We start from the raw sequence: 14,499 nt of genomic DNA, 5'->3' as shown, positions 1-14,499 counted from the left end.
ATCAGGCATCATTACTACCTTGACCAGGATTACCGATCAAGTCGGCGGCCCCATGGGTATGAAAGCTAGCCGCGCTATAGCTGCTCCCCAGCACCGCATTCACATTCGCAGCAATATTCGCCAACGTCTGCGTCCCCGACGCATCCACCCGCACCCACGTCCCATCCTGAGGCAAAACCCCATCCGCCGTCAGCTGCTGAATAGCCAACGTCCTCGGACACAAGTAACTCCCAATCGGGGCAACCTGCCCCCCGTTATAGCGGCCAAAGGCCAGCTCCAATTGATTCAACATACCTCTCTCAAATCCTTTCTCTCATGCAACCCACCCTCAAGGTGGGACTTGTATCACCCTTCATTCACTCCCTAATCAGCGAGCGAAACATACGTCGAGTGAGCGCCACACGCAAGACCCAATCCATCTCACGTAGCAACATTTTCTACCCGACATGCTCATGTTTAGGAACCTTCACATGGAGCGGGGAGACGGCAACCCGCAAGGGGATTGCCCTACATGAATCATTTCCAGGTAATTTGTCATAATTTGAATGGGTAAGAATAATACGTATTCGATGCAATCATGCAACAAGGAACACGTAAAGTGTAGGGCAATCCCCTTGCGGGTTGCCGTCTCCCCGCTCCATGTGAAGGTTCCTGATCATGATCATGATTGAAAATCCGGTTTTTGCTGTGAAGGCGTGTGAAGCGAACCGATCGTACGTCGAGTGGACGCCACACGCAAGGCCGGCATGCGGCATGATCAAGGGTGATACGTGTTTATAAGGCATCGCATGCCTGTGGCGCCTACACCAATCTTGTTTCTTCCACCTTGATCGCTGAGCAACTTGTAAGCACATCAATCATGGTTGGCGATCCTCTCCGTTAAAGGACAAACATGGCCAGCCAAACGTTCCCCATCACTTCCGTTCCATCCACCATGATTCGTGTAGGCGCCACAGCACTGAGAGTCGTTCTAACCCCTCGGCCCACGTAAACCCAGCAGTGCGGCCTTGCGTGTGGCGCCCACTCGACGTACGTCACGCCGGCTTATCACGCTTTCGACGTACGCTCGGCTGGCTCATGAGACCCACTCCACGTACTCTCAACTCGCTTCTCACGCCGTACCATTATGTATAAGAATGCTTATCAAGGGTTTGTGTTAAAACTCGGCGTATTTGATGCTGATGGCATAGCTGCCGGCGGCATAGGTTTCCAGGAATAATGTGATGCCGTTGGCGCTGCCGGCTGGCAGGTAGATGATCTGCTCGTTCTGTAGGAGCTCGATGGGGCCGTTGGCGATGTCGAGCAGGACATAGGGAGCGGTCGGCGTAGTACTACTGCTGGTATAGGTGCAGTTGGTGGCGATGGCGCTGGCGGCCCCGCCGGCCTTCTGGTTGCTGACAGTCGCGCTACTGCTGTAGACCGGATCGCTGGTAGTCATCTTCAGCCGCGCCGTGATTGAGCTGGCGCTGGCCGTGCTGGCCACCAGGCGCAGCGAGTAGATCAGGATGTTCTTGCCGCTGGCCGCCGGATTGAACAGGCTAAGCGGATAGTTGTTGGTGCCGGCCGCCGAGCTTTGCAGGCCGCCATGGACACAATAGGCGCGTCCCTGCAAGGCCAGTTGACGTACCCAGTTCTGTACGCTCGGCACACCATTAACGCCAACCGCGCGATCCAGGCTGGTGCCATTGAAGAGCGCTAGACTTCCCAGCGGGATATTCGAGCCCTGACAGTTATCCTGTGAGGCGGCCCGTACCAGGTAGTAGTTGCCGGCATTAGGATCGATGATCACATTGGCGACAGGATCTATGCCGGTTGCCAGTAGACCATTGAGTAGCGGACCCTGCGGCGCATAGCCATCCCAGAAAGCGCCGGTATGATTGGCATAGACAATACCGGACTGCAAAGGCACCGGATTATTGCCGGGCGTATATCCTGCGGCCACATAGATTACTTCGGTATAGCCTCCGCCGACCAGCAGGATCGGCGCGCCGGCGATCAGGCCAGTGACCGAGGTCAGGGTCAGACTGGTTGAGCCTACGCCCGCTCCCGCGCTGATGTTATTAAAAACGATGCCTTTTCCCTGTAGCTCACGCTTGCGATCAAAGCTATTCGCGCCCGGCGCGCCATTATTAAACAGGTATGGCACCCCCGGCATCATGGCCTGACCCGCGCCACCGTCCAGCCCCACACCACCTGCTGGAGCTACCCGCAGACTGCCAGCCGCATCCACGCGTAAAGCCGCCCCCAGTCCCTGCGGATCCAGCCCTCCAATCAGACCAGATCCGTCCGCATTCACAAAATTTGTCATACGCCATTCCCAACCGCTAAACCCATACACATCCCAACATGCGCATGTTTACACACCACGATAAAGTCCACGGTAATCAACGACGGCCCCACCATATTCATGGCGAATCTTATAGGTGATCGCATCCTGCGTGAAATTGAGGCCAAGGATCGGCTGATCCTGGATGAAGAGCGTAGGATTCACCTGTCCGCCTACAAAGCCGATTTCGATGGTATCTACCTCACGCGGGTCTCCAACCAGGAACCATTGGGTGGCGCTACTGAGCTGCGGCGCGATGATCGGGGTCACGTAGCCAAGCATCGGATTGATGTCGTTGTTGGGCGAGCCCGGCACGCCCGCCGATCTGGTGACGACCATACTGGTCCATTCCAGCTCTGGCGGCACAACCAGATAGCGTGGGCGCAGTCCGAGCCGCTTGCCGGCATAGTTGGCCTGCTCACGCATGGCGGTAATGCCATTCTGCATCGCCGCTGAAGAGAGTGCGGCCGCCCCCATGTTGTTATGTGGAGCGCCTGTGGTGAACAGGTTGGCCGCATCATAGATCAAGGGATTGCTGGACAGAAAAGCGTAGACAAACTCGGCCAGCGTATAGGCCGCTGAGACTGCCAGCTTGGCAGGTATCTGCCGGATAGCTTGCAGGTCGTCATTGAGGATGGTCTCACGCGAGATGGTGACCAGGTTGCCGCGCTTCTGCGGCACGTAGGTCGCGGCCGAATCGGTGAGGGTGATGGCGCTATAGGGTGTGTCCTCGGCCACGATCGGCAGGCTGCCGAAGGCCCCCAGGCGCACACGCGTCTGCTGCTTGAAGTCCCGGATGGGTACGATCGTAACGAACTTCTGCCACTCGGCTGGCCAGGCCTGGTAGTCCTTGAGCAGGCGCTTATTCATGCTGGTACCAAGCAGGTAGGAGAAGCTGGCGGTTGTCGTGTCGGCCTCGCTGATGCGTCCAATCGGCGCGCTCTCCGCGACCCGGATCGCGCCCAGATGGCTGCTACTACTGATACCCGCACGTAGCGAGGCATCTCCGGTGACGCGGGTATAGGCTTCATGGATACTGCCAAAGCCATGGATATTACCAAGTCGGCTGCGATCTACATCCAGATCAAACATGGCATCAAAGGCGGCCTGGACCTTCTCGGCCTCGGTAATCATCTGACTTACCGTGGCTTTTTCATGGCCGTTGCCACGGATCAGGCCGTCGCGGGTGAGCTGGGCCAGCAAAGCTTGCGCGGAGGTCAGTTCGGCCTCCAGTTCATGCTCGTCGAAGGCGCGACCCTGCAAGCGCTGACGCACCTGGGCCTTCACAGCTTCTGGCAGGATGCTTTCTTGCAGTCGGCGCTCCAGGCTCAAGGTGGCCTTCTGCATAGTCACCTCGCTCAGCAGCCGCTCAACCTCCTGACGTTGCTGCTCAATCTGCTGCTGCTGCTCCTGTAACCGGCCTGCGCCAACCTCTGGCTGGGCCTCCACGGCCTCCTCGCTCTTTAACGTCTCTGTCATAAGATACGCTTCTCCTTCTTCATACTCTTCTAGCGCCGTCCGGTCCTCATGGAGGATACGCCGGAACGTGCCACCGGCACTGGGGCGCGTCACGATGTCGCAGGAATTGACCTGCTGGATACTGATAATCTCTTTGGCTTTACTGGCCTCATTCAACTGCCACTGGCCGAAGATGTCGATTGAGAGCCCAATCAGCTCTGGCCGCCCCAGCGTACAGGCCTCTTTGATAATGGACCAGAGCCAGTCGGCGGCGGCAAAGATGTGCAGGGTGGCGTCAACGCGTCCACCATCGGGTCCGTCAGGATGATAGCTGGCGTCATGGTAGAAGCCGATGACATCACGGACCGAGCGGTTGACCTGATCTTCACTTGAACGTGCATGATCGGCATAGGCCTGGGCGCCCTCGATCAGGTGCGCGATCCGCTGTAGCGAGACCTGATCATACACATAGCCATTCCTGGAGCGTCCACCCTGGATAATCGTGACGCGTACCGCGTGTCCCTCACCTGTATCAGCACCTTCTAGCTGCTCGACCAGCTGTCCTGTAATGCGTATGTGCTGCTCATTATGCACCAGCGCCTGCGGACTCACCACTCTTCCTGCTCCCATCCGTAGGCCAGCAGACTTTGATGCCGCTGCCGCCGTGAGGCCTCAGGATTATCCTGGCCCAGCCATGACGCTGGATAGCTCGGATCGTTGTCCTGTTGATAATACTGCAACCAGTCCGGACCCACGTCGCCGACTGGATCCGCATCAGGCGCTAAAGAGGGCGGTACTCGATCCGCCGGCGTAAACGAAACGCTCTCATCGGGGAGATACTGTGGATACATAGCATCCTTTCCTTATCTGTTCTCTGTGGATGAATAATTGCGTGGAAATGTTCGTGGGATCATCAAACCAAATGGCGCAGATAGGCGTGGATACGCGTGCCGCCGACCGGCATGCCAATCGGGATGGCCTCGATGACCTGGTATTTACGGGCCGCCTGGACCGCGCTGGCGCTGGCGGTTGTAGTATCGGCGATCAGCACTACGCCATTAAAAGAGGTACCCAGGGGGGCCTGGAGCAGCGTATCGTAGTCTCGCTGCGGCTCGGCTCCTGCCTTATTCTGGATCTGCCAATCGACGCGCTCACGTGGACGCCACAGGACCTCGATGGCCTGGTAGCTATAGCCACTGCCGTTCTGATACACAAAGACGACTGTCTGCTTACGGCCGCCCCAGGAGCGGGTCAGGATACTCTGGATGTGTTCGATTTTGCGGCTATCGAGTGGCATGCCGCACCTCCTGTTGCGCGATCTTCTCACGCTCGGCATGCACATCCACTTCGGCCCCGACTAGTTGAAAGAGGAGACGCATGGCGGTCTCGTCGCTGACCCAGCCCTGCTGACGGGCACTGCCAAGCGCGCTAACCAGCGACTCCATGGCGCTGGCCAGCACCTGATGGTCGCTACAATCAATCTCGGGGAAAAGTATATCGTAGCGCGTATCAACCGTCCGGCCCAGCTGACCGGCCCGCTGCGCCTCCAGGATCACGCGATCCAGAATTGTACGCACGATATGTTTGAGGATTTTCTGCCGCCGCTGAAACCTGAGCAGGGCGGGCAGGCCCATCTCAGCGGCCGTCGCCCGATTGCCCTGTGAGGAATCGCTCAGGTAATGCTCCGGCAAGCCGGCACCGACTGCGATCATCAGTTTGATCGCGCGCCCATCTTCCCGCGCATCATTAGCATTGATCGCCGGCTGGACCGCGTTCCATTTCTCGGCCTCGTTGTGCAGGATCACGCTACCCGGCTCGGGAGGATAACTATACTCAATGCGCTTGCGCTCGATGGTCTTCTTATCGGCGCCTGTGAGCTGCACATCCCACAGAAAGGCGCCCTTATATTTATTGATCCGGACGCGGTCTGTCAACCAGTCCTTGTAGCGCCGTAACCACGGCAGCAGTGTCGCCAGATCCGAACGCCCACGCTTGGCGTTCGAGACCTTATTGATCGCAAACTGCACCACCTCGCTACCAGCGCTCAGCCACTCACCATCGCCGGAAGCCAGTCCACCAGCCGGCGTTGCCTGGATCAACGTCGCCTCTGCATCGTGCCCGATTGAGCGTCGATGAAAGCGCCGTGGCGTCTCCACATCCTCTGGATCGGTCTCAATCACATCGATCAGCGACGGATCAATCAGCCGCACGCGTACCGCGCCATCATAAGGATTCACAAAGAAGCGCACAAAGATCTCGCCATACAGCGCCAGCTCCTGGCAAAGATCATATATCCGCTCATCCATGCGGTTAGATGGCTCATTCCAGAACGTCTGCAACAGACGCTGCACGCGCTTATGGCCGGCCTCGATCGTCACGCCCTTGCCCAGCACAAAGCTCGTCGTCATCTCAATGATCGCCGCCGCAATCGGATTTACATTCCAGGCCTCATAGCACTGCTGATGCAACTCCAGATACGTGGCTGGTCCCAGATCCTTCAACGCCAGCTCGCCACCCAGCCGCCGCCAGTAGTAATCCTCCTCCACACCGGTCGCTTCCGGTGCTCCACCATCCAACACAACATCCTCACGCACCAGCCCACCACCTCGCCGCCGTGGTCCACCCCTCTGCCGACCCATAAACGCACAACCTCCTCACCACACCCAAAAAATCAACAGTAGCGCCGTACCACTACTCTGCTACACACTATACACCCAATAACCGCAATTGTCAACACAAAAGCATTCCAGCCAGCAAAAATCATTATTTATACGTATTTCATAAAATTACAGCCAGAATATTTCCACATCCCCACAACCCAGAAAGAACCTCATATCACCAAAAGCACCCCATAAACACAAAGCGGTAGCGGCAGCCCTGGTGGCTGCGCACGTTCCCCATCGAGCGCAGCCGCCCACACCACGCGCCAACCTGCCCCCACGGCTCGCTCAGCGACAGCCTGCGCCCACCTGCCCCTGCGTTAATGAGAAAAAAAACATAAGGTCACAGGGGGACGTGGACGGAGGTTATCATAAGGGAAGGCTTGCAGGCACGTGCACTCATGGGGCAGGCGGCTGCGCTCGATGAGGGAGGTGCGCAGCCACCAGGGCTGCCGCTACTGTTATTATTTATTTTTACTTTGTATTATGCTTTTACTGAATTTATGTATATTACACTTAAGGTAAGGCTTGCGATGATAAGGAGCGCAAACAATACCTCAACACCAATGCTTGTTGGTAATCCTTGACTGCTCATCACAAGAAAGATCGCCAGGATCGCGGCTCCCATAAGGATTATAAACACTAGCAGCGGACCGGCAAGCAGGTAGCCGAGGGGCTTTTTTCGCCACAGCAACAGGGCGGTCAGGAGGATGGCGGGCAGGTAGAATGCCAGGTCCAGGATGTGTACAGGATTGGTTAGCACGCCGTCCAGTGCGAGGCTCGTCGGAACGCTTCCTGTGATCAGGGCCGGGATCTCCTCACCTAGCCATAGAAAGTAGAACAGCAGACACAACACGAGCAAGAATCCACTCACCAGTCTGGTTGGAGTCCTGGCCGCAAAGGTCTCCTGAAGCTCTGCCAGGCGTATGTGTATGACGCTACTAACAAGCGCGTAAAAAGTGAGGCCCAGGATTGCCACATAGACTAGAAACAGGCGGTTAAAGTGGATATCAAACGCGTAGATAACATAGGCATACAGCAGATAGAGTAGCACCCCGCTCCAGATCAGGTACGCTTTGATTGATCCTTTGCTGACAAAATAGAGCGCGATCAATAAGACAACCACGGCAACAAGATTGACAATATCCTGGCCGACTCCTTGCAGAGCCCAATCGGGAGTCTCTCGTGCATAAGTACTCTTAAAAATAAGACCTGAAACACTCGCGACAACCACCAGTAGGGCAGCTATCACTGATAGCCACAGGGACATCTTTGCTATTTTCATGGTATCCTCTCAAAAGAGATGTATGGATATAAGAAACTTCATTTCTTCCATCTTCTCCTATAAAAGGATAACCTCTTTCCTTCTCAATGCAGTCACAAATGCCTGTATCCATCTCACAAACGTTGTAAAAAACAACGGTAAGTGAGATGGCTATTTTTAGCGGAATGCCTCCGGTAGTTGCTGCACGTCAACGGCGTCGCCCCATAACAGGGGAATGACGTGCCGGGCCAGTTGTGTATCGCTACTGGTCCAGAATTGCTCGTCGCCGCGTAGCTGATCCTGGTTCAACAAGGCGCGGGACTCAAGTACGCGCCGCAACTGGGCGGCAACCGCCTCTCCGGTGTCGATCAGGAGCACTTCTGGTCCGGCGATCTCTGTGATAAGTGGGCGCAGATGGGGATAATGGGTGGAGCCAAGGACAATGGTGTCGGCGCCAGCCGTCAGCAGTGGGCGTACATAGCGCTCAACCAGCGCACGCGTGGTTGCGCTTGTGAGGTCGCCTGCCTCGATCTGCTCGACCAATCCTGGAGCAGGCTGGACGATCATGGTGCGATCTTGTCTGAAGCGCTCAAGCAGTGCGGCAAAGCGTGTGCTTTGCGAGGTCACAACCGTGACCAGTACGCCAACAACCCCTGTCTTCGTGGAACTTACAGCCAATTTCAAGGCTGGCTCGACCGCCACAATCGGTACAGGGAAGGTCGAGCGCAGCAGATCGGCCGCGGCCGCTGTCGTGGTGTTAGATGCGATCACCAATGCTTTCACTCCCTGCTCAAGCAAGAAACGTGTAAGCGTGAGTGCGCGCTGCTGCACATACTCCGGCGACTTATCGCCGTAAGGAGCATGGCCCGAGTCTGCAATATACAGCAAACGCTCCTGGGGCAGAGCCTTACGAATGGCTTGCAGTACGGTTAAACCACCCATTCCTGAATCGAAAACACCTATTGGCGCAGCAGTATCCATAAAATTACGATCCTCTACACATAAAAATTTCTATCTCAACCAGATTTTATCATACCACCAACCATCCTGACCTCATCCGAACAAGCTCCGCAAACGTAGCCCAAGTAATAGTAAATATAGCTATCTTCTATTCTAAGACACGTCATGTATAGACAAGCATAGAAAGGATTCATATCATGCCACGCCGACAAGTTGTATACTATCGTCGTCCGAGTCTGAAAACTATGTTGGGCATCACCAAAGCCAAAAAACGCTTTAATCGGGCGGTTGGCATTACTGCGCTCAAGCGGCCATTTCGCGCTCCAGGCAACTTTAAACGCAGGATTCTAAGCCGGGTTGGCTATTATAGCGAACCGATGAAAGCATTCCGCGCTATGCAACGCATGAATAAATAAAGACAATACGGCTGCCCCTTTAATGAGGAGCAGCCGCATATTTTGCCTTCTTATTTATCTGCCACCAGACATGCTGGCAGCAATGGCACCCAGCAAAGCGAAAAACAGCGCAACTCCGATGATTGCGAGAACTACACCTATAATTGGCAGAAGAAGTACTGCCAGGCTGGCCTTTCCTCCACTTAAGCGGTGCACGGCCATGGTCATAAAGATCAGCAGCACATACATGTAGATGCTGAGCGCGAAGCTTGCGAAGAAACCCACAAACGGAATGAGTATTAGCAATCCACTGATGATATGGATCGGAACAGTGATGAGTGCGCAGCTATAAATGTATTCGAGGAAGGTTCCCTGTCCCTTGAAAAGTTTGGCAAGCCCAAAGAAGATTGACCAGGAAACAAACGCACTAAGTGGCGTTGTTATGATAGCAGACAAACCACTCCTTAATGCCACATTTCTATACACCACTACAAAATCAGTGCCTCCCACTTTTGATATGTGCGTCATTGAGGAAACAGTCGACGAGAAAAGCATCGGCAGTACGAAGGCATTGGTTGCAAAAGCCACTAATGCGCCGATGACCGCCAAAAAAGCCAGTTGGACTAAAATAATATTCCAGGCGGCCTTCCGCTTCTCCTCCGCAAAGGTGGCGACACCTGGCTTTGTCAGCACTCTCAGATATTGTTTAGGCAGTTGCTTGATCGCTTCCCACAGCGGCAATGGCTGAAGATAGCTATGTTCGCCTGCATAAGGTTGTCCATTGGCTTGCGTTGGCGGATAACCATAAGGAGCATAAGGCGGTTGCGGATAGCCACCATAGTTGGGCGGCGGGTAGCCACCATAATTAGCATTGGCAGGTGGCGGCGGATAGCCATAATTAGCATAAGGCGGTGGATAGTTCGTGTGTGCAGGTGGTGGATAACCGGTTCCCGGTTGAGGTTGTCCATTGGGTTCCGGGGGGTACTCGCGATAAGGCTGTGGTCCATCCGATGCTGGATCATTATTTGCATCAGGTTCTTCAGGCATAGCGAATCCTCTTTTTTTCTTATAAATATTTCATCCATCAAGAGAACATAGACAAAATCGATTGACGCATTTATTCTAATAGAAATACATAAATTAAGCAATATTCTTTTTCGGCTACTACTCCTTAGAAGTACTTGTATATATCGCTCATTCTTACGTCTCTATATTTATCTACACTATCCATACAACTCAATATATAAGAAAGAAGAATACTATGCTTCAAAACAACACTGCGCTAGCCTTCAAACAACCCATCATTGCCCTTGTTGCCCTGGGAGCTTCTATAACGTTTCTGCAAACACTATACCACTTTAGCTTCTGGACTACGATCATCGGGGCGACCCTTCTGCAAATCCTTCATACTTACGGCCATGCGCAACCAGCCTCACGCGCAGAATGTGTAACCTATGCCGCAGTCTGGGCGCTCTGCCTGCTACTCACTATTAGCTGGTTCCTGACAGGACTAAACATCCTCTTTTTCAGTCACCTGCCGCGCTTAGCCACTACTATCAACGGTATGTCTCTAAGGCTCGATTATTTCGACATACTCATGTTCGTTTGCTGGCTGCTCGCCTTCTTGATTGTGAGCAACCGGGAAATCCAACACCTGAAGCGTCCCCAGGTCGAGCGGGCTCTATAGCACATCTGCCAGATATCGCTATGAGATGTGTGTGGAGGCACGGCCCGATAGTGGGCCGTGCTTTACATGGAGGTTGGTTCTTTTCCTCACCAGTCGAAGCTGGCGAGAGCATAGTCCATTTCTTGCAGGCCGTGGGGATAGCCGTTTTCTGTGTAGTACCAGCCAGATCCCTGATTATTGTGGTCGTCAAAGTTACAGTCGTCATGGCTGAGTGGGTCGGCAGTATCGCAATAGCTGGCATTGCCGTCCATGAGGAGGGAGGGGTCATGGATGGCTCCGCCGTGGTTGTAGCAGGTGCCGTTGCTGGAACTATCATACCAGACTTTATGGTTGGCGCTCATCATCAGGGCGCTATTGCCGATCAGGTAGTCGCAGTGACTACCAATGATGGTCCAGTCCGTGGTGGTGGTTCCGCTATTGGGATGCTGGGCGTTGGCCCCCAGGTCACGTATAAAGCGGCTGTTCCAGCCTATTTGCTGTCCCTGGACACAGTTGCCGCAGGCCAGGGGAGCGCCAATGGCACCATTATGCGGGGTGTCGAAGGTAATCGCGTCCGTCACGCTACCAAGGGTGGGTGGCAGCCAGGGCATCGCATGTTCCTGGACCAGTTGCATGGTGCGACGGATGATCAGACCTCCCATACTATGACCAACCAGGACCTCGGACCAGCCGCGCTGCCCAAAATTGTAAAAGAGATACCAGGCAAGCAGACAACTGACGTGGTCGAGGCTCTCGTTATTGGTGCCGTCGTTAGTATTGCCCAGGCTGGCGCAGTGGGCTCGGTACAGAGAATCATGGAGATCGGCCGAGTAGTGGCTGATACTATTGCGTTCATTCCCGTTGCTGGCACAGGCGGATCCATCGGACTGCACCTCATCGCTATAGTAGCTGAGCTGGCGGAAATCCCCTCCCCAACGCGACGCCAAAAAATTGGCGGCATCGGACCAGTAGGTCTGGCAATCTGGCATGCCTTCGCTCCCATTGGGAGCCGATCCAAACAGACCATCGCCCGCGTTGAGTCCATGCACAAAGACGACGCTGGTCTGACTATAAGCGGCATGCGGAACAAATAGGGGCGTCCCCTTTTCCTTTACATGCACCTGCCGGGGGCCGGTTACGTTGGCACGCGGCTGACGAGCGGCAGGAGTTTTTTCCTGTGCCACGGCAGGACTGGCCGGGGTCAAGAGTAAAAATAAGAGTGTCCCCAGCGCGAATAGGAGAAAGCCTGTACGCACAATAGCCAACCGACCCCCCAAAAAAGAAAAAAAACGCATACAGTACAGAAATCCTTTCCATCCTCGGTTCTCACTACGGAAAATGGCGCGAGCTGTCGGGCCACTGACTGACTGACTGGCACACGACATCTCTACTACTAATAATAACATTAAAACCGCTTGCTTTCCTGTAAGAGAAAACGTCAATGGCTCATATTTTAGGGCTTTTTAACGTATTGGGTTATCCATACTATTGGAAAGCAGCTTACGCCTCAGATAAAATAAACATTAAAAAATAAAGGCGAATTGGCTATGTATGCTATCTTACTCTAGAAACCTCTGGCTCAAGATGTTATAGTAAATTTATATATTTAGGATTTCATACATTTCTTGTGCTATCTTAATCAGAACGTGGAAAACACACGTATTTATTTGCTGCGATCGAAAGGAATAGCGAGCTGATGTCAAATGCTCTGATACTAGGGGAAGATTCACCAGAACAGGTCGAGCAGGAACCGCAAAAGTCTGTCTCGGTCCTGTTTGTGGTGCTGATGTGTCTGGCTTCATTGACGATGTGGATGGGCTTGATTCCTCTGGCCCAGACGGTTATCCCGATGCATATCATGTATCTGTATGGGGGGAGCACACAAAATAACGCGGTCTATGGGAGCACGTCTGTTCTCCAGTCTTTTACAGGTATTACATCGATATTTGTCTTTCCGCTAGTGGGAGCGTTCTCTGATCGGACGCGTTCGCGCTTTGGGCGGCGGCGACCCTGGATTGTAGGAGGAGCGCTCGGGGCGGCCGTGATGCTGGTCCTGCTGGCCAATGCGAGCTCGCTCTGGTTTCTGGGGGCGGCCTGGTTTGGCTTCTGCGTCTTTGCGGTGAGCGCCCAGAGCTCGATTATGACGCTGCTGGCCGACAAAATTCCCATAAATCTGCGGGGACGCGTGGCCGCGTTTACGGGCCTGATGACGCCGGTTGGGATCGTGATCGGCACGATTATCGCGGGCGTCCTGTCGCGACAGGGAGGAAATCACTTCACACTGGTCTACTATATTATCGCAGGGGCTGAAATTGTCGGTGTCGGCTTATTTGCGTTCCTCCAATTACGCAACGAGCAATTACCGGCGCAGGAGAGCATTCCGCCGTTCCGCCTGGGTCAGTTTTTCCGGGGCTTCTGGATTGACCCACGGCTGCATCCAGATTTCGCGATTGCCTGGTTGGCGCGGCTGCTGATTGTCTTTGGTTGTACTATTTTGCAGGACTATCTGAAGTTTTTCCTGGGCGATTCTGGACTCTTTACCCACGATGCGGCCAGTTTCGGGGTGGCGCAGTTCCAGTCCCTGTCGACGGTAGGAATCCTGATCGGTAGTTTCGCGACCGGCTATCTCTCGGATCGCCTGCGGGCCCGTAAGCCGTTTGGTGTCTTCGCGGGTGTGTTAGTGGCGTTATCGCTGCTGGTCATTGCTATCTTCCCCAATCTCTTGATGGTCTATGTGACGGCCATCCTCTTTGGCCTGGGCTTTGGCGCCTACTCGGCAACCGAGATTGCGCTCGGCACCCAGGTCCTGCGCTCACGGGAAGGCTATGGACGCGATATGGGCGTGCTGGCCCTGGCCGGCAATATCTCACAAACCATTGGACCCTATGCCGCGTTCTCGATTATCGCACTGACTCACAATTATGTCCTGCTCTTCCTGCTGGCCGCGATCTTCCCGCTGCTAAGCGCACTTTGTATCCCATTTATTAAACGCGTCAACTAAACATTGAAGTACATAAATACATACCCACTGCTGATAAACAAAGGATGGATATGAGTTTTGTATCGGCTTGATCTAGAGACGCTCTTGCTCGTATTGCGAGGGCGTCATGGCATTCTGGAAACAACGATCACGAGTGCGCCACGTTTAAAAGGACCCTGCCGGGTGATTGTGACGGTGGGAAACGGACAGGTAACGTCCTGCTTGATCTATGATCAGCAGGACAACAAGCTTGTCGGTGAGATGGCCCTGAAAGCAGTACTCGGCAAGGTGTTGGAATGGAATTACCGTGATCCTCCGCCATCGGCACCACCCGCACCATGGTCACCTTCCACCGGGAATGATCCATATGGCGAGCGTCCTCCATCGGGTGGATTGCCAAACATGCCACCGAGTGAACGTCCTCCGTCGGGCGGATTACCAAACATGCCACCGCAATACTCGCCACGGCGTTTACCGAATAGTGATTATGGGATGTCTCCCCGTTCGTTCCAGGGGGAGACGCCAGCGTTCAATCTGAGCTTGATTCCCAGGCGCATGGCCCAGCCTTCGTCACAGGATATGCAACACTGGTCGCGCCAGGAGCGTTCAATCTTTTCGCTCATCAACGGCACGCATTCAATCGCCGCCATTGCAGGTCTACTGCATATGGATGCCCTCGTGACCTTAAAGATTATCGCGAATATGGCCTCCCAGGGACTGGTCGTTTTCTAGCAAGGTCATCCCCTTTGCGGCCGTTGGCCTAACGCTACGGTCTTTAACATAGATAAGA

The 14,499-nt window shown here is 54.4% G+C and carries 14 protein-coding genes; 4 read left to right on the top strand and 10 right to left on the bottom strand.

All coding sequences use genetic code 11. From position 1 onward, the window contains the following. Position 1 precedes the first annotated feature (1 nt). From EL633_RS20515 to murI, 8 genes are all read right to left on the bottom strand, one after another. Positions 2–292, bottom strand: a complete 291-nt coding sequence (locus EL633_RS20515; RefSeq protein WP_126628979.1) for a hypothetical protein — start codon at positions 290–292, stop codon at positions 2–4. Positions 293–1,156: 864 nt separating this feature from the next. After that, positions 1,157–2,308: a hypothetical protein gene (locus EL633_RS20510; RefSeq protein WP_126628978.1), complete on the bottom strand. Its 1,152-nt coding sequence runs from the start codon at positions 2,306–2,308 to the stop codon at positions 1,157–1,159. 48 nt (positions 2,309–2,356) lie between these two features. Further along, entirely contained in the window at positions 2,357–4,396 is a 2,040-nt protein-coding gene (locus EL633_RS20505) for a phage major capsid protein (RefSeq protein ID WP_126628977.1), read from the bottom strand. Next, a complete protein-coding gene (locus tag EL633_RS20500) occupies positions 4,393–4,635 on the bottom strand; it encodes a hypothetical protein (protein ID WP_126628976.1) in 243 nt (80 codons plus the stop codon). Before EL633_RS20500 ends, EL633_RS20505 begins: the two co-directional genes overlap by 4 nt. Positions 4,636–4,697: 62 nt before the next feature. Next, the gene (locus EL633_RS20495; RefSeq protein ID WP_126628975.1) at positions 4,698–5,081 is read right to left on the bottom strand and encodes a hypothetical protein; all 384 of its coding nucleotides are present in this window, start codon (positions 5,079–5,081) and stop codon (positions 4,698–4,700) included. Continuing rightward, positions 5,068–6,423 carry a phage portal protein gene (locus EL633_RS20490; protein ID WP_126628974.1) on the bottom strand — a complete coding sequence of 452 codons (1,356 nt, stop codon included), beginning with the start codon at positions 6,421–6,423 and terminating at the stop codon, positions 5,068–5,070. Before EL633_RS20490 ends, EL633_RS20495 begins: the two co-directional genes overlap by 14 nt. 505 nt (positions 6,424–6,928) lie before the next feature. Then, a complete protein-coding gene (locus EL633_RS20485; protein ID WP_126628973.1) occupies positions 6,929–7,729 on the bottom strand; it encodes a hypothetical protein in 801 nt (266 codons plus the stop codon). Positions 7,730–7,885: 156 nt separating this feature from the next. After that, positions 7,886–8,689, bottom strand: coding sequence for a glutamate racemase (murI, locus tag EL633_RS20480; RefSeq protein WP_126628972.1), 804 nt, complete (start codon positions 8,687–8,689; stop codon positions 7,886–7,888). A gap of 176 nt (positions 8,690–8,865) precedes the next feature. Between murI and EL633_RS20475 the strand changes: the two genes are divergently transcribed. Next, on the top strand, positions 8,866–9,084 hold the full coding sequence (locus EL633_RS20475; protein WP_126628971.1) for a hypothetical protein: 219 nt from the start codon (positions 8,866–8,868) through the stop codon (positions 9,082–9,084). A gap of 54 nt (positions 9,085–9,138) precedes the next feature. Here EL633_RS20475 and EL633_RS37000 read toward each other — a convergent pair whose 3' ends face one another. After that, on the bottom strand, positions 9,139–10,110 hold the full coding sequence (locus EL633_RS37000) for a YIP1 family protein (RefSeq protein WP_126628970.1): 972 nt from the start codon (positions 10,108–10,110) through the stop codon (positions 9,139–9,141). Positions 10,111–10,324: 214 nt separating this feature from the next. Here EL633_RS37000 and EL633_RS20465 point away from each other — a divergent pair, with 214 nt between their 5' ends. Next, positions 10,325–10,750, top strand: coding sequence for a hypothetical protein (locus tag EL633_RS20465; protein WP_126628969.1), 426 nt, complete (start codon positions 10,325–10,327; stop codon positions 10,748–10,750). 86 nt (positions 10,751–10,836) lie between these two features. Here the strand turns inward: EL633_RS20465 and EL633_RS20460 are convergent, their stop codons facing one another. Then, the gene (locus EL633_RS20460) at positions 10,837–12,024 is read right to left on the bottom strand and encodes a lipase family protein (RefSeq protein WP_126628968.1); all 1,188 of its coding nucleotides are present in this window, start codon (positions 12,022–12,024) and stop codon (positions 10,837–10,839) included. A gap of 401 nt (positions 12,025–12,425) precedes the next feature. Between EL633_RS20460 and EL633_RS20455 the strand changes: the two genes are divergently transcribed. Next, positions 12,426–13,730 (top strand): MFS transporter, encoded by a 1,305-nt coding sequence (locus tag EL633_RS20455; RefSeq protein ID WP_126628967.1) that lies wholly within the window; start codon positions 12,426–12,428, stop codon positions 13,728–13,730. A 57-nt stretch (positions 13,731–13,787) separates the two neighbouring features. Beyond that, on the top strand, positions 13,788–14,441 hold the full coding sequence (locus EL633_RS20450) for a hypothetical protein (protein WP_126628966.1): 654 nt from the start codon (positions 13,788–13,790) through the stop codon (positions 14,439–14,441). Positions 14,442–14,499 lie beyond the last annotated feature (58 nt).

Origin of the sequence: Dictyobacter alpinus (assembly GCF_003967575.1) — a bacterium.
In the GTDB taxonomy this organism is placed as follows: Bacteria; Chloroflexota; Ktedonobacteria; order Ktedonobacterales; family Ktedonobacteraceae; genus Dictyobacter; species Dictyobacter alpinus.
The sequence above is the reverse complement of the archived record's forward strand: the minus strand, read 5'-3'. Positions and strand labels throughout refer to the sequence as shown.

Bases quoted from the DNA above. Each gene is read 5' to 3' on its own strand.
- EL633_RS20515 (WP_126628979.1), bottom strand. From the start codon at position 292: ATGTTGAATCAATTGGAGCTGGCCTTTGGCCGCTATAACGGGGGGCAG.
- EL633_RS20510 (WP_126628978.1), bottom strand. From the start codon at position 2,308: ATGACAAATTTTGTGAATGCGGACGGATCTGGTCTGATTGGAGGGCTG.
- EL633_RS20500 (WP_126628976.1), bottom strand. From the start codon at position 4,635: ATGTATCCACAGTATCTCCCCGATGAGAGCGTTTCGTTTACGCCGGCG.
- EL633_RS20495 (WP_126628975.1), bottom strand. From the start codon at position 5,081: ATGCCACTCGATAGCCGCAAAATCGAACACATCCAGAGTATCCTGACC.
- EL633_RS20490 (WP_126628974.1), bottom strand. From the start codon at position 6,423: ATGGGTCGGCAGAGGGGTGGACCACGGCGGCGAGGTGGTGGGCTGGTG.
- EL633_RS20485 (WP_126628973.1), bottom strand. From the start codon at position 7,729: ATGAAAATAGCAAAGATGTCCCTGTGGCTATCAGTGATAGCTGCCCTA.
- murI (WP_126628972.1), bottom strand. From the start codon at position 8,689: ATGGATACTGCTGCGCCAATAGGTGTTTTCGATTCAGGAATGGGTGGT.
- EL633_RS20475 (WP_126628971.1), top strand. From the start codon at position 8,866: ATGCCACGCCGACAAGTTGTATACTATCGTCGTCCGAGTCTGAAAACT.
- EL633_RS37000 (WP_126628970.1), bottom strand. From the start codon at position 10,110: ATGCCTGAAGAACCTGATGCAAATAATGATCCAGCATCGGATGGACCA.
- EL633_RS20465 (WP_126628969.1), top strand. From the start codon at position 10,325: ATGCTTCAAAACAACACTGCGCTAGCCTTCAAACAACCCATCATTGCC.
- EL633_RS20460 (WP_126628968.1), bottom strand. From the start codon at position 12,024: ATGCGTTTTTTTTCTTTTTTGGGGGGTCGGTTGGCTATTGTGCGTACA.
- EL633_RS20455 (WP_126628967.1), top strand. From the start codon at position 12,426: ATGTCAAATGCTCTGATACTAGGGGAAGATTCACCAGAACAGGTCGAG.